This is a genomic window from Flavobacterium sp. A45 (assembly GCF_002001005.1).
In the GTDB taxonomy this organism is placed as follows: Bacteria; Bacteroidota; Bacteroidia; order Flavobacteriales; family Flavobacteriaceae; genus Flavobacterium.
Genome location: NZ_MUNX01000059.1, coordinates 37,261 through 60,746, shown reverse-complemented (window position 1 = coordinate 60,746; position 23,486 = coordinate 37,261). Strand labels below are relative to the sequence as shown.

The following is a 23,486-nucleotide window of genomic DNA, read 5'->3' as shown; positions in this document are numbered from 1 at the left end:
TGCCTATGACATAACCAAAGAACTAAGAAAAATAAGGCCCTCTAACCGTCTGGACAACTGAGTAGAGAGCCGTAGCTAAACAAAACTTTATATTTTAATTTAACCAACCCAATATTATGAATAATTTTTCATTTTCAGTGGGTGGAAGGGCTTTTTGTTTCCTGTTTTTTATGGGAGCGATGTTGTCTTTTTCACTTGTTCATGCCAAGAATTTAAAACGGCAGACACTTATCAAAACCCAACAACATCAAATACAGGGGACTGTGACCGATGGGGTTAATCCTCTTCCCGGGGTCAATGTTTCTATAAAGAATAAATCTAATGCGTATACTGTTGCGGATTATAATGGGCAGTATGAGCTTAGTGCGTCTGCTCAGGATACTTTGGTGTTCTCGTATGTGGGATTCAAAACGGAAATTGTTCCAGTTAATGGCCGTAACCAAATTAATATAGTGCTGCAGCCGGATGCTACTACCTTAAGGGAAGTGAAGATTAATGCGGGGTACTATAACGTGAAGGAAAGCGAACGCACAGGGAGCATTGCCCGAATTACTGGCAAGGATATCGCAACACAGCCTGTGAGCAACGTTCTTGCCACGATGCAGGGGAGAATGGCGGGGGTCAATATCATCCAAAATTCCGGAGTGCCGGGAAGCGGGTTTGAGATTCAGATTCGCGGATTGAACAGCTTACGTCCCGAGGGGAACCAGCCATTGTACATTATCGATGGTGTTCCTTATTCCTCGGAGGTAATCGGGAGTTCTTACACCTCCAGCAGTTCACCACGGCAAACGAGTCCGATAAACAGCATTAATCCCAGTGATATTGAAAGCATTGAAGTGCTTAAAGATGCGGATGCGACAGCTATTTATGGTTCGCGTGGTGCCAATGGGGTTGTGCTGCTCACCACGAAAAAAGGGAAGGAGGGGAGTACCCTTTTTACTGCGAACCTTTCGAGTGGTTTTGGACAGGTGACCCGCTTTATGGACCTGATGCATACACCCGAGTATCTGGAAATGCGAAAGGAAGCCTATGCGAATGATGGTATTACGAAGTATCCCGCGAATGCCTATGATGTGAACGGCACATGGGATCCTAACCGAGATACTGACTGGCAGAAAGAGATTATAGGAGGAACATCGACCTATACCACTGTACAGTCTTCGGTGTCTGGAGGATCGGCACAAACGCAATTCCTGCTCTCGGGCAATTACAGTAGAGAGACCACGGTTTATCCCGGTGATTTTAAATATGTAAAAGGTACTATGCACGTCAACCTGAACCATGCTTCTGCAAACAAAAGATTCCAAATTAATTTTACAGGAAGTTACACTGCACAAGATAATTTCCTTCCACCAACGGATTTCACCCAAGTTGCCTTAACGCTCTCTCCTAATGCGCCTGATTTATTTGATGCCGAGGGGAATGTAAACTGGGAGAATAATACTTTTAACAATCCGCTGGCAAAAATAGCGGGAAAGTTTAAAAGTAATACTCATGATCTGATTGCTAATTCGGTGTTATCCTACGAACTGGCCAAGGGTCTGGTTGCGAAATCGAGTTTTGGATACAGTGATCTGAGACATAACGAAATCACCAATTTGCCCTCGACCATTTACAATCCTGCTTATGGCTTCGGTGGTGAAATGTCCAATGTTTTTGAAAACAACACCAATAGGCAATCGTGGATTGCTGAGCCTCAGTTGTCCTGGAATCCAAAGATTGGCGACGGAAAAATTGAGGCATTGCTGGGTAGTACTTTCCAAGAGCAGAGCGGTGACCAACTTGTGACCTTGGGATATGGATTTGCCAACAACAGCCAGATGGGAAATCCCGGTTCTGCCGCCAATTATTCTGTGTTGAGCAGTAGCCAAACGGTTTACAAATACCAAGCTTTTTTTGGCCGTGTTAATTTTAATTGGATGGATCGCTACATCGTCAATGCTACTGGGCGTAGGGACGGTTCAAGCCGTTTTGGCCCCGGCAAGCAGTATGCTACTTTTGGCGCTGTGGGTGCTGCATGGCTGTTTGGAAATGAGGCATTCCTTAAAAATACCATTGGTTTTTTAAGTTTCGGAAAACTTAGAGCCAGTTATGGAACCACTGGGAATGACCAGATAGGAGACTATCAGTATCTGGATACTTACAGCAGTTCGGGTAATATCTATCAAGGCACAAGCGGGTTGAGTCCCTCACGGCTGTTTAATCCGAATTTTGGATGGGAAACCAATACCAAACTGGAATTTGCGATGGAGGCTGGCTTCTTGAATGACCGTATTTTTACCACTTTTGGCTGGTATCGCAACCACTCCTCCAATCAGCTTGTGGGGACTCCGCTGCCAGGCACGACAGGGTTTACGACCATACAGTCGAACCTAGATGCCACTGTGGAAAATTCGGGAGTGGAAATTACTTTGCGTACGGTAAACATCAGCGGTTCTACCTTTAGATGGATTAGCAGCCTGAATTTTACGCAGTCTAAAAATAAACTCTTATCGTTTCCTAATCTTGAAGGCTCACCCTATAAAAACCAATATGTCATTGGAGAGCCATTGAACATCACCAAGGTTTACCATCAAACAGGGCTTGATCCCAAAACTGGTGTGTATCAATTTGAGGATGTAAATGGCGATAAAACAATTACTGCGGCAGATGATCGAACAACCCTTAAGAACCTTAATCCACAGTATTACGGCGGGCTGCAAAACCAATTGTCTTACGGACCGGTTCAATTGGATTTTCTTTTCCAATTTGTCAAGCAGGAAAATTTTAATGCTACCTCTATGTTCCGTATGCCCGGCACGATGACCAACCAACCATCAGCAGTTATTGACCGCTGGCAAGAAGCAGGCGACAGCGGACCCTATCAAATTTATTCGAGCGGTGTTAAAGCCACTATACAAAGAGCCAATACCCGAAATGGACAAAGTGATGCGGGTATCAGTGATGCCTCTTACATCCGATTGAAAAACATTTCGCTGTCGTACGATGTACCGGAACGCTGGACTAAAAAGATGAAACTTCGATTTAGCCTTCAGGGACAGAACCTGCTCACTTTTACCAATTATAAAGGAGCTGATCCTGAGTTTAGGACGGCTGGGTTTCTGCCGCCACTTCGTATGTACACCAGCAGTCTGCAAGTTACTTTTTAAACCAAAAAAATATCGTGATGAAAAAAGACATTAAATTATTTGTATTGACTTGGAGAATATCGTTTTTGGCAGGTATAGTTTCCTTTCTTATATCAGGATGCGACAGCTTTACCGAAGTTGATCTCCCTGACTCGCAACTTACAGCTAAGGCTGTTTATCAAGACCGAACCACTGCCAATGCGGCTATGGTAGATATTTATTCCAAAATTCGTGATGGCGGTTTGCTTACAGGATCTTTGTTAGGACTGTCAAGCCGATTGGGACTCTATGCTGATGAGCTTGATCTCTATGGAGGAGAAATCAATTTTTACAACAATGCTTTATTGCCTTCCGGGAGTGAGGTCAGTGAATTATGGAACAGCAGTTACAACCAGATATATGCTGCCAATGCTGTTATTGCCGGAGTAGAAAACTCAGTTTCGCTAAACACAACGGATAAAGACCAGCTGAAAGGGGAAGCGTTATTTGTGCGTGCACTGCTTCATTTTTATCTGACCAATTCCTTTGGATCTATTCCGTATATCGGCACAACCGATTATGAAGATAATAAAGGAGTGCACCGGATACCGGAAAATGAGGTATATGCTTTAATTAAGACTGATCTTGAAAACGCCATTGACTTGCTTCCGGAGGACTATATTACTGAAGAACGAGTTCGCCCCAACAAATGGACAGCCGAGGCTTTATTGGCAAGGGTAAACCTTTATATGGGTGCTTGGGATGAAGCTTCCAATGCTGCCTCTGCAGTGCTTAATGAGACAGGGCTTTATAGCTGGGAATCGGATCTAGACAAGGTGTTTTTAAAAGAAAGCACCACGACGATCTGGCAGTTAATGCCCAAAATTCCCGGTGACAATACCCTGGAGGCTGAGACTTTTAGTTTTTTCAGCGGGCCACCGCCATTGTCGGCATTATCAAGCTCACTGATGACATCCTTTACTGCAGGTGACCAAAGAAAAATGCAGTGGATAACGGCAGTTTCAGATGGAACGGATCTTTGGTATCATGCCAGCAAGTATAAAGCCGTGGGTAATACTGGGAGTTCGATGGAATACTCAATAGTGTTTCGTCTTGCCGAACAATATTTGATTCGGGCAGAAGCGCGGGCGCACCAAGGAGACTTGATTGGAGCCAAGGAAGATCTAAATAAAATCAGGAATGCAGCAGGACTGCCTAATACGGAATCTACAACTGCCGCTACTATTATTGATGCTGTAATTGCCGAAAGAAGGCTGGAACTATTTACTGAATTTGGACACCGTTTTTTTGACCTTAAGAGAATTGGAAAACTTGATGCTGTGCTCTCACCTGTAAAAGCAGGCTGGAATTCAACCGACCTTAATTTTCCGCTGCCTGAATCGGAATTGTTGTTAAATCCAAATCTGGCGCCGCAAAATGCCGGTTATTAAAATAAATGTCATGAAAAAAAGATTGATGGCTTATCCCTGTTTTAGCTTCTGGTTTTGCAGTATTTGTTTTTTATTGTGCTTTCCCCTAATGGGGAAGGCACAATCTAAAAGAGCCCTTACGGCTGCCGATTACCATTTATGGAGTACTTTACGAGCCAGAACTATTTCCGATAAGGGCCAGTGGGCAAGTTACCTGCTGCAGTATGAATCAAAGAAAGACACGCTTTTTATCAAAAGCACGACTAGCGGAAAAACCCATGCTTTTCCAAGTGGTATTGCTGGACAGTTTAATGGAGAGCAATGGTTTGGCTGTAAAATGCATGATACGCTCGCGCTGCAAAATTTAGTGACAGGCGAGCTGCATTACACTCCAAAAGTTACCCATTTTGCTTTTACCGCCAACAGAAGGTACCTGCTGCAATTTTTAAAGCAATCTGGGGACAATAGCCAACTGGTGATTAAAGACATGAAAAACAGAACCGTTGAACGCATTGCCGGCATAAGCAGCTGGAAACTGGATGCCACAGGGAATGCCTTGTTGTTTTGTAGTGATTCGGTAAAAAAGTATACCGTTGGTATGCTGCACCTTGGAAATACCATCGTGAAGCATACCATTGTTTCCGACAGCAGTATAGGGTTTCAAAACCTTAGCTGGAGGGGCAAAAGCATTGCTTTTATGCAAGCAGGCATTACCAATGCTAAGCTGTTTTATTATGATACCGGCGAAAAAAAGCTATTTGTTTTTGATACAGAGCATCGGGAAGATTTTCCAAAGGAGATGCAAATTGCAATGCGCAATAACCAAATTATGCTGTCCAAAGACGGTGAACGCCTCTTTTTTGAAGTGGAGGAAAATGCTGTGAAGCCGGAAACTACGAAAACGACTGTACAGATATGGAATGCAGCTGATAAGTTATTATATCCGAATAAGCATCTTTTTGGAACGCCAGCGCAACGGCAAAAATTAGCGGTGTGGTGGCCTAAAAGCAACCGCTTTATGCAAATCACAAACAGGAAACTTCCAGAGGGCGTTTTGAATGGTGACTTTACTTATGCCATAAGTTATGATCCGCTAGCTTATGAACCCCAGTCCAATTATGACGGAAAGCGTGATCTTTACATTACCGAACTGTTAACTGGCAAAACAAACTTGATGCTTGAAAAACAGAGTGGTGATGTTTTTACATTACTGATGTCTCCTCAAGGCAAGTATGTTTCGTATACAAAAGACAAGAATTGGTGGGTGTATGATATTGCCAGGCAAACCCATACCAACATTACTAAAAATTTACCTGTTTCTTTTTTTAATGAACGGCACGATAAGCCGAGTGATGCAATGGCTTATGGCAACCCGGGCTGGACCACCAATGACCAATCGATACTGCTGTATGACGAGTTTGATATTTGGGAGGTTTCCCCAGATGGTTTTACGAGAGTCCGATTGACCCACGGCAGAGAAAAGGGGATTAGTTTTAGAATAAAACCAATCAATCCCGAACAAGAATCCATAAATGAGCCACATGATCTGAGAACCGGAGAATTTGATTTGGATGATCAATGGATTCTGGAAGCAAATGAAAAAAGCACAGGCTCCAGCGGCTATTATTTATGGAAAAAAAGGGAAGGAGAAAAGGCTCTAGTTTGGGAAGCCAAGAAAACCAACCAGTTTATCAAGGCAGCTTATAGTGATGCTTTTTTGTATGTGGAGCAAAGTTATGAATGCGCACCGCGGCTGTTATTTAAACCGGATTTTAAAACAGCTGCCAGCGAAGTAATACAAAGTAATATGCAACAACAGCATTATTATTGGGGAAAAGCAGAGCAAATCCATTATACTGTTAACGAAAAAAAGTTATCTGGCGTGCTTATTTATCCAGCCCATTTTCAGATTGGAAAGCACTATCCGATGTTGGTCTCTATTTATCAGCGGCAATTTCAGTATTTTCATGATTATATTAATCCCAGCATATTTGAAGAGGGTGGGTTCAATATCTGCAATTTTTCCACACAGGGTTATTTTGTACTGTTACCTGATATTGTTTTCGATGTGGGGGAAGTGGGAAAATCTGCCACCTCGTGTGTCTTAGCCGCAACTGATGCTGTAATTGCAAAGGGTTTAGTTGACCCAAAGAAAATTGGACTGATTGGGCATTCCTTTGGAGGCTATGCAACCGGTTTTATCATTACTCAAACGGATCGATTTGCCACGGCAGTTGCCGGAGCGGCATGGACTGATTTGGTGAGCACTTATCTGTATATTGGGGGCAACTACCTTAAGCCTGATTTTTGGAGGTCGGAATACGACCAACTGCGGATAGGTAAATCATTGTTTGAAGACACTGACAGCTACTTAAGGAATTCATCGGTACTGCATGCCGCAAAGGTGAAAACGCCGTTATTGTCCTGGACAGGAGGGGAAGACCGGCATGTTAATTATTATCAAAGCATTGAATATTATCTTGCTTTGAGAAGGCTTGGAAAAACGCACACGATGCTTATCTATCCTGAGGAAGGTCATGCACTGTTGAAAGAACAGTATCAAATAGATCTAACGAAACGTATTCAAGAATGGTTTGGACATTATTTAAAAAATGAACCGTTGATGCCATGGATGACTGTAGCGCAATAGCATTGCCACAAGCTTATCCTCACCCCCCCAGCCCCTCTCCGAAGGAGAGGGGAGCCAGTGTCATTAAGTTAAGAGATTTATATTCACTATTGGTATAATTGCAGGTTATAGGGAGCCAGTGGACTAATTTACATTTGTGTTTTGTCTAAATTGAATGAGTTAAAAAAACAATGCCGTCTGGACATTATTCAGACGGCATTATCTTAAACTAGCTTTTAGCTATTCTGTATCTCTAAACAGCAGCGTTTCGCATGAATTACCCGATTTTGCATAGAGATTAGCGTCATCACTATCCGCCTTACAAATGTAAGTACCACTGTTGGAACACGTCTGTTCTGCCTGACATGGTATGGCTGCGACTATATGTCTGTAGCCCATTACCGGTGCGAATCTGCTTTCGCTTTTTTCCGCTGCATTAGTTGACAATGCTCCTGCCAATCCCACTGCAATCACAGCAATTGGCGTCACTAAATTTAAAAATGTTGTTTTCATTGTAGTAAAATTTAGAATTTATGATCTACTCTTTTTTACAGGTTTTCGATCTTATCCCTGCTACTTGGCCAATAGATTTTTATATGTATATAACCCTTTGTGTAATTATTTTTAACACATAGAAACATAGAATTTATAGTGTTTAAAAAAAGAGTTTGGTAGGCGTTTCACTTCTCTCATAGTCCATACTATGTAAAAAATAGTATTAGCCACAAATTGCACAAATTTTCACAAATTAATTTCCTTGATTAGTCCGTTGCTTTCTTGTATGTTATTTTATATCTTTTATACTGTTTTGATAATTTTTGGTAATTGATTTGCTTAGATTGTACCTAACGATGCGATTACCGATCAGTGCATACAATACAGAATCCTGTACGACAAAGCTTTTCATTTTGGCGTTCTCTTCATTGTAGATATAAAAGCTTAGGATATAGCTGTTTCCTGTAAGATCATACAGGTCTATTATGCTTGCCTGTTTCCATACTTTAATGTTTTCATAGCGCCCTGGTATTCCAGAATTGACAAAGAGCAGGTTGTTGAATACCGCACAGTCTTTATTGACCAACAGCGGCCGTTTTCCCATTTTCTTTTGGTTTCGGCTCTTAATAGAAACAATGTTGAGGTTAGCATGGCTGATTGTATCTATAGTGTTTCCCCTATAATCAATGGTTAAATTTGCATCAGCCACCGTGTACTGGTTGCGGTAGGCATATAAATAAACAAGCCGGTTGAGCTGTCTACTGTAGACCATCCTGCCGTCTGTATCAAAAAGTCCGTCCATTTGTTTTTGTAAAATTGCTGGATTAAGCTTTGTCTTGGCAGTATCACGCAAATCCAATGCAGCCATAATGCTTTCGCCACTGCCGCGCTTTTGTGTGCGTACCGCCAATATACCTGCATCCATAGGCTCTGCGAGTGAAAAGTATTCGCCTCCTTTTTTTACCAGTTTTGCTTTCCAGTCGCTGATATTTCCTTTGAATATGCAGGGGACAGTACCGTCGTACACATAGAAATAAGGTCCTGCCACTTTAATTTTTACTGATCTGAATGGAAGGTTTTTGTTGTCTAATTTTATTTGATACTGTGCTTTTGTTTGTAAGCTGGAATCCAGCACGGTTACTAATAATTGTGCGGTGGTATTACCGAGATATACCTTGTTTTGATTTGTACCAGCGATGTAATAGGAGTTTAATTGCAGATCGTATTCCCTTGCTTTTACTGCCGGGAAATGAGGAAAACGCCTTGTGAATTTATTGTGATAGCGGGTTATATTTTCGGACACCAAGAACAGTCCTACTATGATTGCTATACTGAATACAGCAGAAACCGTGAGTATAATGATTAGATTGCGAGGTTTTGAAATAATGCACCCCTTTGGTACCGATTTACTTAGTATCAGCATTCCAAGGATTGCCAAGATGATGAATACAATATTGAATAACAGATGTTCTTTCCATCCCAATTTTTCGAGGATACCACCACAGGAACAAGGAATAAATGAGCTGAAATTTAGAATAATGAAAATGTATGCTGTAAACAGTAGCATCATATTAAAAGAAGCAAAGAGTGCTACAAAGCGAAATCGCGGAAATACAAACAGTATTACGATTAACAATTCTATTATTGGAACTAAGTATGAAATATAAGCTGCAAAAGCACTGAGTAATGGAGATTGCCCAAGCTGTACCTGAAAATTTTCGAAATCAAGTATTTTGCTAACGGCAGCATACGTAAATAAGAGTATGTAGAGGTAGCAGATGAATTCTGCTATTTTGTTTTTTTGGGAAACAGGTAGTTTCATGGTTTGGTCTTTTGGTTTTGCGTTGTAAAGTTCTGTTTACTAAATTGATAGTTGTTTGCGTATTGGGAATTTTAGTATGCAAAAGGGGAGTGCTTCTTTTGTAGATTTTTAGATTGTTGGATTGTTGGAATTTTAAATTGTAAGTGTTTTTCACTTTAAGACATGGATAATAAGTGTTTTTCGCTAAAAACAAGTGTTTTTCACGGTATGAAAGTTTCTGAAGAAAGGGGTACTGATAGGATATGAAGCCTTAATCGAAGGGCATTTTTACTTTTAGCTACTTAATTTTTGTTTTAAGTGGTGTTCACTGAATCTTCGATTTGTCTTGATGTAAAAGAAACAAAATATTAAACGTTGAGGAACACAACATGTTTTTAGCTAAATAGGAGCATTTTTACTTTTTTCCTTGATGAAAAAAGTAACAAAAAAATATTCATGGGTTAGTATTGATTTTTGGTATTCGTGAATCTTCGATTTCAAGCCTACAATATTTTTAAAGATAAAATAATCAAACAGATTTATCTCACTTGGCTCTTATTTTTATTGGTGTTCGATGAACCTCACTTCATTCGGTTTGTCCTATCGTGGCCCCAGCCGCTCGTGTTTCACACTCGACTCGGGGGTCACTCCCTACGGCCAGCACGCAAATCTTTATCGTTATTTTGTCTTTAAAAATATAAGGGCGGGAAGAGGACGTTTTCATTAGTTTATTTTTGTTTTTATTGAAGGGCTCTTTTTCTTTTAGCTCACTTAATTTTTCTTTTAAGTGGTGTTCGCTGAATCTTCGATTTGTCTTGATTACTCACGAGTTAATGATTTATTGGTGTTCGTGAATCTATGATTTCAAAAGAAACAAAAAATATTCATGGGTTAATATTGTTTTTTTGGTATTCATGAATCTTCGATTTCAAGCCTAGAATATTTTTATTCCAAAAATCATTGTGCGGATTTATCTCACTTAGCTTTTATTTTTATTGGTGTTAGATGAACCTCACTTCATTCGGTTTGTTCTATCGTGACCCCAGCCGCTTCGCTAGGGGGTCACTCCCAGCGGCCAGCGCTCAAATCCTTACCGCGATTTTTTGGAATAAAAATATAAGGGCGACCAAAGAAGTTTTAATTATTTTATTTCTGCTGTTGATTTAATTTGGATCGTTTTATATTTTAAAAGGTATTATTATCCTCGATGTTCTCACGCTTCAATTCGCTTGGTGCATAATCAAATCGTTTTTTGAATGCTTTGTAGAAGTTGGTGTAGTCATTGTATCCGCTGATGAATGCGATTTCTTTGAGTGGGATGCTGGTTTGTAGGATTAGCAGGTGCGCTTTTTTTAGTCTTTCTTCTGTATAAAATTGATAGATACTGGTGTTGAAAAAATGTCTAAAGCTGTCTTTCAATTTGAATTCGTTTACATTGAACATTTTAGACAATTCGTTTGTGCTTGGTAAAGGATTTTCTAAGTTTTTTAAAATGTAGGTATGGACGTTTTGAATCAGGACTGCATCTGATTGGTTATGGTCTTTGTTTTTTGGTATGCTTGTTGCTTCTGGCAGGTTATCCTGAAGAATTGTTGTAATGGAGTTGATGATAATCCTATTGCTATACAGCAATCTTGAAACGGTACAGTAGGAGGGAACCAAGTGTTGGCTTTGTGTGATAAATATGAATTGGACGGTTGTGGGTGTTGTTTTAGTGGTTGATGCTTCGGCTTTGATGGTGTCCCATAATGGAATGGAGTGTTTTGCCAATATTTCGTGAAAGCCTAATTCTAAAAGTTTGTTTGGCTTGTGTTCTAGAAGGCTAGGTATATTTTCGCTGAAGCTCTTAATCGTGAAGTTTTTGTCGAGAATAATTGTGGACTGAACCAAACTTTGATACGTATAATGTGGTTTCATGTAGCCGCACTGAGAGACTACTAATTCCATTTTTTCGGCAAAGGTGTTGAGCATTGCTGCGAGTTCATCCAACGGATTATTTTCTGTTTTCCCTAGTATCCTGAATGTAAGATTGCCCGTTGCCATTTCGAACAGCATCTGGTAGATGTTTTTTACTTTTTGTTGGATTGGGCTGTTCATCTAGTTGCAGTGATGAGTATGTGTGAAGATGAACAAAATTATATTATATCCTTTTTGGAAACTAAAGGAGTGGTGTTGAATTCGGGAATTTATTAGTTTTTTTGAGGTATTTATTTATTTATGGTAGTTTGGCTTAATTTAAGTTGATATGAATTGCTTTTTTATTATAGTGACTTAATTGGGTAATTTTTTTTTTATTAGTTAAATAACTCATTTGTAGGGTTGTAATGTGTATTTTTTATTATTTGGTAGTCTTTTTGCTTATTTTTTTAATTAAAATATCACTAAAAGTGGGTATTGTGTAGGTGAAATAGAAAGCATATAATTGCAAATATTCTGTTAAAAATTAACAAGCTATTAACATAAAATTACAACTTCTAGTTTTAAAACAGGTTATGTCTATTTATTGCCCTCTAAATCTAATCTATGAAAAAAAAATTACTCCTACTATTACTTTTTTATTCTTGTTTTACCCAATCTCAAGATATCATTTGGGAAAAATCTTATGGCGGAATCCATGCCGATTACCTTTTTGATGCACAACCCACAGCTGATTATGGATTTATTTTAGCCGGAAGTTCCTTGTCTGATAAAACGGGAAACAAGAGCGAAGACAATCATGGCGACCTAGATTACTGGATTTGGAAAATGGACGAGAAAGGAGACCTCGACTGGCAGAAAAGCCTTGGAGGCAGTGGTTTCGATTTACTTCAAAGCATCAAAAACACGAAGGACGGCGGCTTTATTCTGGCTGGCACCTCAAACAGTCCTCAGACTTCAAAAGACGGTATTGGCAACAAAAAAGAAAACTGCAAAGGGATCACCGATTTTTGGGTCATAAAGCTCAATGCAAAAGGAGAAGAACAATGGCAAAAGACTATTGGAGGCAATGGTCAGGATGAACTGTTATGCGCTTTTCAAACGCTCGATGGCGGTTACATGCTCGGCGGTTCTTCCAGCAGTACATTAAGCCCTAAAACAGACATTACAGAAAAAGGAACAATTGATGTAAAACCTGACTTAACAGGTAAAACGGAAAAATGTAGAGGCAATATGGATTATTGGGTAGTAAAACTTGACAATACAGGAGTTGTACAATGGCAAAAAACATATGGTGGAGAATACGCAGACATACTTAGAAGTATGGAACAAACTACAGATGGAGGCTATATTTTAGGAGGGTACTCTAATTCGCCGCGTTCTGGAGATAAAACAGATGAAAACAACGGCATTGGGGATTATTGGATTTTAAAAATTGACAATCTCGGTGAAATAGAATGGCAAAAAACATATGGAGGAAATGGAGACAATCAGTTGTATGTGATCCATCAAACCCAGGATGGCGGCTATATAACTGGTGGGAATTCGAACAGTACCAGTGCACTTACTTTTTTGGGCGGCACTGTGAGCAACGGAACCGACTACTGGGTGATGAAAATGAATGAAAAAGGAGAAATAGTCTGGAGTAAAACCTACGATTTTGGCAAAGTCGATATTCTGACCTCACTGGTAGAAAATGACGATCATACCTTTTTGATTGGAGGGTATGCCCAAAGTGAAAGTACTCAAGGAACGAAAGGTGGTTTGCAATTATTGAAAGTGGTTGGGGACAAGGAAGGGATAAACGATTATATCGCCTTGAAGATTAGTGACTCAGGAGAAGAGCTCTGGAAAAAAACTGTAGGAAGTAAAGGAGAAGACATATTGCGAAAACTCATTGAGACCAGAGATGGCGGTTACTTGCTTGCGGGAACTTCAAATTCCAAATCCTCACAAGATAAAAATTCGGCTATTGGTGGAAATGATTTTTGGGTTGTAAAATTGAAAGACAAACAAAAACCGGAAGAGGTAAAAGTCAAAATCGAGGCCATACCCAATCCAGCAACCACTTTTACTAACATTATTGTAGGCTACGATTTTGAGAAAGGAACAGCATCTGTTTATGACCTTATGGGGAGACAGTTACAGCAATTTGAAATAAAAAGTCGAACAGTTCCTGTCGATTTAAGCAATTATCCGGAAGGAATTTATGTGGTGAGTATAAAGACCAATGTGCATACGGATGGGGTTAAAATAATTAAGAGAAGTAAAAAATAAATATATAGAATTGATGAGAATATTTTTTTTAATAATATGCGGATTGTGGAATTTTAGTCTGCTATCTCAAACTGGTGATCCAAATGGTTTTCAAACTCCTAATTTTAGTCCAAAATCGCCGGAGGCTGGTGCATTTCTTAGGTATGGTGAATACCCAGTTGATTTGTCAACAGGTCTAACTAATATAAGTTTACCAATACACACCATACAAGCTGGAAGTTTTGAATTACCAATCTCGTTAAATTATCATTCATCAGGTATAAAAGTCAGTGATGAAGCCACTTGGGTTGGATTGGGATGGAATTTGAATGCAGGTGCTCAGATAATATTAGATGTAAGAGATGCGCCTGATGAGTATAATCCCAGCTATGATATTTTGCCAAATTCAGACGATGTTAGAACTTATATGTCAAACAACCCTTTGGGATATTATCATAACTATTTTCAGAATTTAAAGCAGGAATCATGGGTTAGGGATATTTATAATTTTTCTTCACCAACTGCAAATGGAAAATTTGTCATTGATAATTTTTCGGCAAAAGAGATTACTGTTTATCCGCCTGATGCATTTAAGGTAGAACTTGAGGGAAGTGTTACAGCTAAAAGATTTAAAATAACGGATCAATATGGGAATATATATCATTTTGATACAACAAGTGAATATTCTCAAACACTACAACAGTATCAGCCACCAATGTATACCAGTGCTTGGTTTGTGGACAAGATCGAAACGCCTAAACATGATGTGATTGAATTTTTCTATATTGACGGTGGGGAGGTCACTCAATACAATTATGGAGAAACGATTAACCACACCAAAATATTGATACCGAATCATGCGTGTATTCCAGACGCGATTCCACATCAGGAAACTATTTCTCCAACAATAAATAGTACGAGCAGATTATTTACTGCAACTAAAAAAATTAATCAGATTGTGTTTAAAGAAGGGCGGATAGTATTCAATTCCGATTCTGGAAGGCTTGATTTTTATGACCCGAATAATATTACTACGTTAACCAATGGTCCAAAAAAATTAAACAGTATTGAAATCCAAAGAAGAAACGGAATCACCAATGAATTTACAACTTTAAAAAAAATTCAGTTTTATTATTCCTATTTTGATTCTAATACTTTTAGTGAAAGTTTTATGAATACGCATCGCCTAAAATTGGATAAAATATCAAATATATTGGGGATTGATGATGCTGAGGAAACGATATTTACTTATTCGGATGTGCAATTACCTAGTCAAAAATCTAATTCCGTTGATTACTGGGGGTATTATAATGGGATAGGAAATGGAAGTATGATTCCTAGGCAAGTTATAAGGTATTCACCTTGGGGAATTAGTACCAGTTATGAAAGTATTGGTAATGCCGATAGGCGAGTAAGTGTATCAAATATAGAAGCAGGTATCTTAAAAGAAATTAAGTATCCAACTAAAGGCAGAACAAGGTTTGAATATGAACCTAATATGTACTATGGAGTAGATAAAATGAATAAGTTTACGGAGCATATTGTAGATGGTAGTCACCTAGTTCAAGGGACAGGGGTTTCATTGCCTGTGGCCAATGAAGCAACAATTGATGAGTATACAACTTCATGTGAAATTGGCTGTATTCAATATCTTGTTTTACCATTTGTAGCTATAAATGCTGAAGCAATTCTTAATGTGCAAATTAGAAACTCTTCTCCCTCTGGTCAATATGATCCTACATTGACAAAAAATCAGTATGGAAGAGTAAGAATTTTTGATTCAACAGGCAACGTGTATGATTCTAACAAACAAACTTCAACGATTAATATTTTAAAAAATAATTTTATTATTAATGGTACGGGTTTTATTGTTATTGAGGCATATGGTCAGTATATGAGTGTTGTAGATACTCAATTAAAATATTACAACAACGACCCTAATCCAAAAAACAATTATGGTATGGGGTTGCGTATAAAGAGTATAACAAATCTGGATTATACGGATAAAATAATTACAAAAAAAGAATATGAATATACTAATAATCAAAATTTGAGTAGCGGTGTATTAATTAATGACGCTTTGTTAGCATATCAATCTAACAGTGTTAGTAATTATTTTGCTTCTTGTTGCTCTATATCTCCAGAACCGGGAGTAGGGGGGCCTTTTGGATGTGAGTGGGGGTCGAATGTAACAGCCTCTTATAATTCAAATTCCATAAATGGAATTGAAAGTAATAGTGTTGTTTACAGTGAAGTAAAAGAGAAAAACATTGATGAAAACAATGTGAACAACGGGTACTCCATTTATAGATTTAGTACCGATATGGACTTCCTGCATGACACTAGAGGGATTATCAAAATTGATTTGGGATATAAAAGAGGGAAACTGCTTTCAAAGGAAGTTTTCAAAGAAATTAGTTTAGGGAATTCAAGATTAGTTAATAAACTCACCAATGAATATAAAGAAGATAACAGGAAAATTTCTATAGTAAAAGGTTTTAAATTATTCCAGCACAGCTATCTAAGTTCTCCATTAGTTGATAATACTTTGCCAGTACCATTGAATACTATTTTTGAGCCAGTAGGTTATAATATACCCGTATCGTGGTTTTATCAAAAATCATCGGAGTCTACAGATTATTTTTATGACTCAAACAATGTTTTGACTGGATCAGTTACTAATAGAACGAATTATTTTTATGACAATCCTAATCACTTACAACTTACCAGAACTGAGACAACAATCAGTAATAATGAAATTTTAAAAACCCTAAAATTTTATCCAGATGATTTAGCTGGCAACCCATTGATGACTGTTTTGAAAGCTCAAAACCGAATTGGAGAAGTAATAAAAACGGAAACCTTCAAAGGCACAACTCCACTATCTGCTCAAAATAAAGTTTATAAAGACTGGGGAAATAATTTGATTGAACCTGAAATTATTCAGGTATCTAAAGGTTCTGGGGCTTTTGATAATAAATTACAATACAATTTCATTGACAATACTAATGGGGCGGTTTTGCAATATACTTTAGATAACAGCATCCCTGTATCCATTATCTGGGGTTACAATAAAACACAGCCCATCGCCAAAATAGAAAGTGCAACCTACGCCAGTATAACGCCCAGCCTAATTACTGCAGTGCAAACAGCATCTGATACAGGTACGGAAACCAGTTTATTAATAGCATTGACTAGTTTAAGGAATGCTTTGCCTGCTGCGATGGTCACTACTTATACCTACAAGACACTTGTAGGAGTAAGTACTATAACTGACCCTAAAGGAAATACTACTTATTATGAGTACGATGAAAACAACCGTTTGAGACTGGTTAAAGATGCTCAAGGGAATATACTGTCAGAAAACCAATATCATTATAAAAACTAACTAGAAAATGAAAAAAGTACTGTTTTGTTTTTTTTTAGTAGCCTTGTTTTCTAGCTATGCTACAAAGCTGCATAAATATAAAGAGATTTTGGTTGTTGAAATGGTGCCACCAACATATTGGTATCATGATAAAGATAGTGATGGTTTTGGAGCAAGTGCTATAGATGAAGCACCAATAAGGAGTTCGACACAACCAGTAGGTTATGTTAGTAATTCTAACGATATTGATGATAATAATCCCAATATTACTAATATTGCCCCGCAAACTTTTTATCGAGATTATGATTTAGATACTTTTGGTAATCCTAATACTAGTGTATACTACAGCATAAAACCCGCTGGTTATGTTAGTAATAGTGCAGACTGTAATGACAATGATTCTTCACTGAATCCTAATACGGTTTGGTATCGGGATGCGGATGGAGACGGTTATGGGACTAACAGCCAAACGGTAGCGCAATGTGCCCAGCCTGCTGGTTATGTTCGAAATGCAAATGATTACAATGACACAACAGTAAATATAAATAATATTGCACCTCAAACTTTTTATCAGGATGCCGATGGGGATACTTATGGAAATCCTAATGTAGCAATTTACTATAGCATAAAGCCAGGTGGCTATGTAACTAATAGCAGTGATTGTAACGATGCTGATGCATCGTTAAATCCAAATACTTTTTGGTTTCAAGATGCGGATGGGGATGGATTTGGAGATTACTCAGTAAGAATTGTGAGGTGTACACAGCCTGGTGGTTATGTGAGAAATGGTGAGGACTATAATGATACCTCTCCATATATTACCAATATCCCACCTCAAACGTTTTACAGGGATGCTGATGGAGATTCTTACGGGAGCTCAAGTGAAACAGTTCAATATAGTATAATGCCGGCGGGGTATGTAACCAATAATTGGGACTGTCACGATGGTGATTCCTCCTTGAATCCTAATACGGTCTGGTATCGTGATGCCGATGGAGACGGATATGGAAACGGCGGGGTAACAACAACTAGTTGTGCACAGCCGGGAGGTTATGTCCGCAATGCTTCGGATTGTCATGATGGCGATTCTTCTTTAAATCCGAATACGGTCTGGTATCGCGATGCCGATGGAGACGGATATGGAAACGTTGGGGTGACAGCAACTAGTTGTGGCCAGCCGGGAGGCTACATTCGCAATGCTGGCGATTATGACGATGGTACTGGAAATATTACCAATGTTTCCCCACAGTATTTTTATCATGATGCCGATGGTGACGGATACGGAAACCCATCCGTTTATGTGTATTACAGCTACCAGCCGGGAGGTTATGTAACCAATGGATGGGACTGTCATGATGCAGATTCCTCCTTGAATCCGACTACTATTTGGTATCGGGATGCCGATGGAGACGGATATGGAAATGGTGGAGTAACAACAACTAGTTGTAGCCAGCCGGGAGGTTATGTGCGCAATGCTTCGGATTGTCATGATGGAGATTCTTCTTTAAATCCGAATACGGTATGGTATCGGGATGCCGATGGTGATGGGTATGGGAATGCAAATCAAGCAGTGTCCCAATGCGCCCAACCAGAAGGGTATGTACGTAATGCTTCCGATTATAATGATGATACCGGAAACATTACCAACGTTGCGCCACAGTATTTTTATCAGGATGCTGATGGTGACGGATACGGGAATCCATCCGTTTATGTGTATTACAGTTACCAGCCGGGAGGTTATGTCAACAATGGATATGATTGTCACGATGGCGATTCTTCTTTAAATCCAAACACGGTATGGTATCGTGATGCGGATGGAGACGGATATGGAAATGCAAATCAAGCGGTAGCCCAATGCTCTCAGCCGGGCGGTTACATCCGCAGTGCTGGCGATTATGACGATGGTACCGGAAACATTACTAATATAGCCCCTCAGTATTTTTATCAGGATAACGATGGAGATGGTTATGGTAATCAGAATGTTAACGTCTATTATAGTGCAATGCCAGGAGGCTATGTTGCCAATTATGGTGATTGCAATGATGGGGATTCTACATTAAACCCGAATACGGTTTGGTATCGTGATGCCGATGGTGATGGGTATGGAAATGGTAATCAGACTGCATCCCAATGCTCTCAGCCGGGAGGTTATGTACGTAATGCTTCCGATTATAATGATGGTACCGAAAACATTACCAATATAGCCCCTCAGTATTTTTATCTGGATAACGATGGGGATGGCTATGGGAATCCGAATGTTAATGTCTATTACAGTGTAATGCCGGGAGGTTATGCTGTCAATAATGGTGATTGCCACGATGGAGATTCTACATTAAACCCGAATACAGTTTGGTATCGTGACGCCGATGGAGACGGGCATGGAAATGCTAATCAAACCGTATCACAATGTAGCCCGCCAGAAGGTTATATACGTAATTCAGGTGATTATGATGACACAACTGTAAATATCATCAATATTGCCCCTCAAACATTTTATCAAGATGCAGATGGTGATGCGTATGGGAATTCAAGTATTAGTGTATACTACAGTGTAAAACCTGCAAGTTATGTGACTAATAATTCGGATTATGATGACACGACTGTAAATATCATCAATATTGCTCCTCAAACATTTTATGAGGATTCTGATGGTGATACGTATGGGAATCCAAGTGTAAGTAAATATTATAGTGTAAAACCAGCGGGGTATGTTACCAATAGTTCAGACTATAATGATACCACTGTCAATATCAATAATATAGCTCCCCAATATTTTTATCAGGATAGTGATAGTGATACTTTTGGGAATGCGGTGGTAAGTTTGTATTATAGTGTTAATCCGGTAGGTTATGTTTCTAACAATACGGACTGTAATGATGCAGTTGCGACTATAAACCCCGATACAAAATGGTATGCGGATAATGATACAGATGGATTAGGTGATCCTTCGAGCTTTGTGCAGCAATGTACTGCACCAGCAGGGAATTATGTGGCAAATAATACCGATAATTGTCCACTTCTTACAGGAAGCGGCTCAGATTGTTCCAATATTGTAGCACCATCAGATTACAATTATATTATCACAAAAACATATAAAACAGCAACTCCCACTGTTTTAGATTCACCATCGGCCCAGCAGGTACAAACCAATATTACTTATTTTGACGGGTTAGGCAGGCCTATGCAGCAAATTGCCAACAAACAGTCAGCCTCGGGGAAAGATATTATAACACATATAGAGTATGATGGTTTTGGCAGACAAATCAAAGATTATTTGCCTTATGCGTCAGAATCTTCAACCAGTATCGCATACGAAGAAAATGCCGAGGATGGGACAATAAATTTTTACAATATCGATAAATATGGGAATACATCTAACCCTTTTTCGGAGAAAAAGTTAGAAGCTTCTCCGCTCAATAGAGTGTTGAAACAAGCTGCTCCAGGTACTGATTGGGCTATGGATGCAGGACACGAGATAAAACTAGACTATCAAACCAATACTGATACGGAGGTAAAATTATACAAAGCAACCACCACTTGGGATGCTGGATTAGGTTTGTATGATATTTCTTTTTCGGATAATGGGAATTATGAAGCGAACCAGCTGTATAAAACCATTACCTATGATGAGAATTCTGGAGCTAGTCCAAGCGAATCTTCCGGGTCAACAGTAGAGTTTAAAAACAAAGAAGGGCAGGTTGTTTTGAAACGCACGTATGATGCAGGAATTAAACATGATACATATTATGTGTATGACAACTATGGAAATCTTACTTATGTCTTGCCTCCTTTATTTACTAATGGGACAGGGCAATTGGATGGGTTGTGTTACCAATACAAATACGACAACCGCAATCGTCTGGCGGAGAAAAAACTGCCAGGTAAACAGTGGGAGTTTATAGTGTATGACAAACTCGATCGCCCTGTGGCTACCGGACCTGCAGCATCTCCATTTAATGATGATACGGCCGTGGGCTGGTTGATTACTAAATACGATGCTTTTAGCCGACCAATTTATACAGGTTGGTACAATTTAGGGGCCAATTCATCAACTAGAAAATCAATGCAGGATACGCAAAATAATGCATTGGTTTTGTTTGAGACTAAACAGACTTCGGGAGCTATTGACGGCATTCCCGCTTATTATACTAATGCCATTGCGCCGTCAAACATCAAGCTTCTTACAGTAAATTATTATGATAATTATGAGTTTCCAAATGCTCCCGATATTCCTAGGGCGGTAGAAGGACAAACTATATTGGCAAACACGAAGACACTTGCTACAGGATCCTGGACAAGAGCTGTTATGGCATCAGCTTCCATTGTAGGAGAAACATCTGCTATTTTTTATGATGCTAAAGCAAGACCTATCCGAAATGCCCTGACAAATTATTTAGGAGGCTATACTACTACAGACAGTAAACTGGATTCGTTTTCAGGGCAATTGCAGTATACGATAAGCAAACACAAACGCACTACTGCTGATACGGAGCTTGTTGTGAAAGAGACTTTTACCTATTCACCCCAAGATCGCCTGCTTACACACACCCATCAAATAAATGGAGGAGCCGAACAGTTATTGGCGGATAATACCTATGATGAATTGGGGCAGTTGATTAGTAAAAAAGTGGGAAATACCAGCAGTATGCCTTTACAAAAAGTAGATTACGCTTATAATATAAGAGGCTGGATGACCAGTATCAACAATGATCCCACCAACAACTTGATCTTGAATACTACCGAAAAAGATTTGTTTGGGTTTAAGATCAATTACAACACGGTTGAACAAAGTACAGTTGCAGCAAAAGCACTTTACAATGGTAATATATCTGAGACGGCTTGGATAACAGGTTCGGATGTTGCAGGAATAGTTCGTTGGTATGGTTATAAATACGATCAATTGAACCGATTGACAGACGCAGTTTATCAGACTCCTTCTCTTGCTGAGAATACAAATTATTATGGAGAGAATTTAATGTATGACAAAAATGGGAACATCATCCATATTGTGCGTAATAATAAAGCAGGACTCTCAACACTTCCGTATAAAGGTATTATGGATGATTTGACGTATGAATATCATTCGGAAAATCTAAATCAGCTTGTTAAGGTAACAGAAAGTCTCAGCGGTAACAATGATGCAGGATTTAAAGACGGTAATACCACAGGTGAAGATTATGGCTATGATGCCAATGGTAATATGAGTAGTGACAAAAATAAAAATATTACCGAAATACATTATAACCATCTGAATTTGCCGACCAAAATAACTTTTGGTACGACAGGAGCAATTGAGTATATTTACAACTCAACAGGGCAAAAACTGGAAAAAATTGTAACTCAAGGTACAACAGTAACCAGTACTAATTATTTGGGCGGTTATCAATACACCAAACCATATTTAGGAACTTGGGCTTTACAATTTTTCCCAACGGCTGAGGGGTATTTTAATCAAAAACAGGGAAGTGCGAATGGTGTTGGGGATTATGTTTTTCAATATAAAGACCATTTAGGAAACGTAAGATTGAGTTATAGTGATGCCGATAAAAACGGATCTATTGCGACAACAGAAATTGTAGAGGAGAGTAATTATTATCCTTTTGGATTAAAGCATGAAGGATACAATCCACCAAACGGAGGAGGAAATAGTGAAGCTCAAAAGTATAAATTCAACGGAAAAGAGTTGCAAGACGAGCTGGGGCTTAACATGTACGACTATGGAGCAAGAAATTATGACCCTGCACTTGGACGTTGGATGAATATTGACCCGATGGCAGAAGAAGGTCGTAGATGGTCACCGTATAATTACGCTCTTAATAACCCCGTTTATTTTATTGACCCAGATGGAATGCTGTCACAATCATTTATCGATAAAATGATGAGTTCTGCTAGTGGCACTACTTGGACAAATAATGATGATGGCACATTTTCAAGTAATACTGGAGAAACTACAAGTGATGGAGAAACTCATGACGGTATAGACCCACCAGGCACTAAAAAAGTTGGGGATATGTCCCCAGAAGAAAAAAATGAATATTGGAGAAAATATAACGAAAGCTTAATACCTTTTTCAAGAGATTTAATTGATTATGCTTTAATTGGTCATACTATTGGTGGACTATCGGAGTTATTTGCATTTAAATGGGGTTCACTTCCAGCATTGTTTTCGAAATCAGGTATTAAAATTGAGGAAACGGTATTAAAAAAATTCGTTAGTCATGCATTTGCAAAAGGGCGACATAATGATTTAGAAATGACAGTAGAAAAAATAGTTGATAAAACATCCGAAACGGTAGTTAAAAATTTTTCAAGACTTAAGGCAGGAGATAATACTTTACATATAACTATAAATAATATTCCTAAAACAATAATGGTAAATGTGAATAACGGAGCAGTTAGGTCAATAAATATGTATTCAGGTGTTTCAAATAGAGTCACACAAGGAGTCGTAATAAATTTAGGAAAAGTAAAATGGTAATTT

9 protein-coding genes are annotated in these 23,486 nt (G+C 38.9%); 6 read left to right on the top strand and 3 right to left on the bottom strand.

Annotated features, from left to right (window positions below; genetic code table 11):
- The first annotated feature begins 116 nt into the window (after positions 1–116).
- The 3 genes from B0E44_RS04525 to B0E44_RS04515 are packed head-to-tail and all read left to right on the top strand — an operon-like array spanning position 117 to position 7,190.
- The gene (locus B0E44_RS04525) at positions 117–3,152 is read left to right on the top strand and encodes a SusC/RagA family TonB-linked outer membrane protein (RefSeq protein ID WP_077371012.1); all 3,036 of its coding nucleotides are present in this window, start codon (positions 117–119) and stop codon (positions 3,150–3,152) included.
- Between the two features lie 17 nt (positions 3,153–3,169).
- Positions 3,170–4,561 carry a RagB/SusD family nutrient uptake outer membrane protein gene (locus tag B0E44_RS04520; protein WP_077371011.1) on the top strand — a complete coding sequence of 464 codons (1,392 nt, stop codon included), beginning with the start codon at positions 3,170–3,172 and terminating at the stop codon, positions 4,559–4,561.
- A 10-nt stretch (positions 4,562–4,571) separates the two neighbouring features.
- Positions 4,572–7,190, top strand: coding sequence for a S9 family peptidase (locus tag B0E44_RS04515; RefSeq protein ID WP_165688767.1), 2,619 nt, complete (start codon positions 4,572–4,574; stop codon positions 7,188–7,190).
- 219 nt (positions 7,191–7,409) lie between these two features.
- On the opposite strand, the gene B0E44_RS04510 is transcribed toward B0E44_RS04515, so the two are convergent.
- The 3 genes from B0E44_RS04510 to B0E44_RS04500 all read right to left on the bottom strand — a co-directional run bounded on the left by B0E44_RS04510 (position 7,410) and on the right by B0E44_RS04500 (position 11,562).
- Positions 7,410–7,682, bottom strand: a complete 273-nt coding sequence (locus B0E44_RS04510; RefSeq protein ID WP_077371009.1) for a DUF6520 family protein — start codon at positions 7,680–7,682, stop codon at positions 7,410–7,412.
- Between the two features lie 271 nt (positions 7,683–7,953).
- Positions 7,954–9,486: a MauE/DoxX family redox-associated membrane protein gene (locus tag B0E44_RS04505; protein WP_077371008.1), complete on the bottom strand. Its 1,533-nt coding sequence runs from the start codon at positions 9,484–9,486 to the stop codon at positions 7,954–7,956.
- A 1,164-nt stretch (positions 9,487–10,650) separates the two neighbouring features.
- Positions 10,651–11,562 (bottom strand): helix-turn-helix domain-containing protein, encoded by a 912-nt coding sequence (locus tag B0E44_RS04500; protein WP_077371007.1) that lies wholly within the window; start codon positions 11,560–11,562, stop codon positions 10,651–10,653.
- A 426-nt stretch (positions 11,563–11,988) separates the two neighbouring features.
- Between B0E44_RS04500 and B0E44_RS04495 the strand changes: the two genes are divergently transcribed.
- The 3 genes from B0E44_RS04495 to B0E44_RS04485 are packed head-to-tail and all read left to right on the top strand — an operon-like array spanning position 11,989 to position 23,483.
- Positions 11,989–13,659 (top strand): T9SS type A sorting domain-containing protein, encoded by a 1,671-nt coding sequence (locus tag B0E44_RS04495; RefSeq protein WP_077371006.1) that lies wholly within the window; start codon positions 11,989–11,991, stop codon positions 13,657–13,659.
- A gap of 13 nt (positions 13,660–13,672) precedes the next feature.
- Positions 13,673–17,026: an RHS repeat domain-containing protein gene (locus B0E44_RS04490; RefSeq protein WP_124019277.1), complete on the top strand. Its 3,354-nt coding sequence runs from the start codon at positions 13,673–13,675 to the stop codon at positions 17,024–17,026.
- A 7-nt stretch (positions 17,027–17,033) separates the two neighbouring features.
- Entirely contained in the window at positions 17,034–23,483 is a 6,450-nt protein-coding gene (locus B0E44_RS04485) for an RHS repeat-associated core domain-containing protein (RefSeq protein WP_254423246.1), read from the top strand.
- The last annotated feature ends 3 nt before the right edge of the window (positions 23,484–23,486 follow it).

Bases quoted from the DNA above. Each gene is read 5' to 3' on its own strand.
- B0E44_RS04520 (WP_077371011.1), top strand. From the start codon at position 3,170: ATGAAAAAAGACATTAAATTATTTGTATTGACTTGGAGAATATCGTTT.
- B0E44_RS04500 (WP_077371007.1), bottom strand. From the start codon at position 11,562: ATGAACAGCCCAATCCAACAAAAAGTAAAAAACATCTACCAGATGCTG.
- B0E44_RS04510 (WP_077371009.1), bottom strand. From the start codon at position 7,682: ATGAAAACAACATTTTTAAATTTAGTGACGCCAATTGCTGTGATTGCA.
- B0E44_RS04490 (WP_124019277.1), top strand. From the start codon at position 13,673: ATGAGAATATTTTTTTTAATAATATGCGGATTGTGGAATTTTAGTCTG.
- B0E44_RS04485 (WP_254423246.1), top strand. From the start codon at position 17,034: ATGAAAAAAGTACTGTTTTGTTTTTTTTTAGTAGCCTTGTTTTCTAGC.
- B0E44_RS04525 (WP_077371012.1), top strand. From the start codon at position 117: ATGAATAATTTTTCATTTTCAGTGGGTGGAAGGGCTTTTTGTTTCCTG.
- B0E44_RS04505 (WP_077371008.1), bottom strand. From the start codon at position 9,486: ATGAAACTACCTGTTTCCCAAAAAAACAAAATAGCAGAATTCATCTGC.
- B0E44_RS04515 (WP_165688767.1), top strand. From the start codon at position 4,572: ATGAAAAAAAGATTGATGGCTTATCCCTGTTTTAGCTTCTGGTTTTGC.
- B0E44_RS04495 (WP_077371006.1), top strand. From the start codon at position 11,989: ATGAAAAAAAAATTACTCCTACTATTACTTTTTTATTCTTGTTTTACC.